This is a genomic window from Paeniglutamicibacter sp., from assembly GCF_046714615.1.
Taxonomy (GTDB): Bacteria; Actinomycetota; Actinomycetes; order Actinomycetales; family Micrococcaceae; genus Paeniglutamicibacter.
Window position 1 is genome coordinate 1 of the sequence record NZ_JBKKAP010000050.1, and the last position, 1,139, is coordinate 1,139.

General features: G+C 65.4%; 1 protein-coding gene. It reads left to right on the forward strand.

All coding sequences use genetic code 11. The annotated features are described in order from the left end of the window. The first annotated feature begins 47 nt into the window (after window positions 1-47). Window positions 48-1,139: an IS630 family transposase gene (locus ACLQ7E_RS05725; RefSeq protein WP_411731608.1), complete on the forward strand. Its 1,092-nt coding sequence runs from the start codon at window positions 48-50 to the stop codon at window positions 1,137-1,139.

Below are 1,139 nucleotides of genomic sequence, written 5' to 3' on the forward strand. Positions count from 1 at the left end.
CTAGTGTCCTGCGCCAGAAATTCGCTTCCTAATTGTAAAATGGTGTCATGGGAAGCACCGGGAGGCCGAAGGTACCGCTGGAATTGACGGATGGGGAGCGCGAGACGCTGACGCGTTGGGCGCGGCGTGCGAAGTCCTCGCAGGCGCTGGCGACGCGTTCGAGGATCTTGCTGGCCAGCGGCGAGGGGCTGACCAACGTGGCGGTCGCGGCGCGGTGCGGGGTCGATTCGCACACGGTGGCCAAATGGCGGCGCCGATTCCTGGAACGCCGGCTCGACGGGCTGGTGGACGAGCCGCGCCCCGGGCGTCCGGCCTCGATCACCGTGGAGCAGGTCGAGGACGTGGTCGTGGCAACGCTGGAAAGCACCCCGAAGAACGCCACGCACTGGTCGCGGGCGAAGATGGCCGAGCGCAGCGGGCTATCGCGGTCCACGATCGGCCGGATCTGGAAGGCGTTCGAGCTCAAGCCACACCGCGCCGACGGGTTCAAGCTCTCCAACGACCCGCAGTTCGTGGACAAGGTCTACGACGTGGTCGGTCTCTACCTCAACCCGCCGGAGTCGGCGGTGGTCCTTTCGGTGGACGAGAAGTCCCAGGTCCAGGCCCTGGCCCGCTCCCAGCCCGCGTTTCCCATGATGCCCGGGATGCCGGAGAAGCGCACACACGACTACGTGAGGCACGGGACCACCACGCTGTTCGCCGCACTGAACACCGCAGACGGCTCGGCGATCACTTCCCTGCACCGCAAGCACCGGGCGGTGGAGTTCAAGAAGTTCCTGGCCAAGATCGATGCCCAGGTCCCGGAGGACCTGGACGTGCACCTGATCTGCGACAACTACCAGACCCACAAGACCCCGGCCGTGAAGGCCTGGCTGGAAAGGCATCCGCGGTTCCACATGCACTTCACCCCGACCTATTCCTCCTGGATCAACCAGGTCGAACGGTTCTTCGGCTTCGTCACCGACGACCTGCTGCGGCGCAGCGACCACCGCTCGGTCCAGTCCCTCGAAAGCGACATCCGGGCCTGGGTCAAGGCCTGGAACGAAAACCCGCGGCCGTTCATCTGGACGAAGTCCGCCGAACAGATCCTCGAGTCACTGGGCCGACTTCTGAAGCGAACTTCAGGCGCAGGACACTAG

Excerpts from the sequence above, each read along its gene's own strand:
- ACLQ7E_RS05725 (WP_411731608.1), top strand. The coding sequence starts at position 48 with ATGGGAAGCACCGGGAGGCCGAAGGTACCGCTGGAATTGACGGATGGG.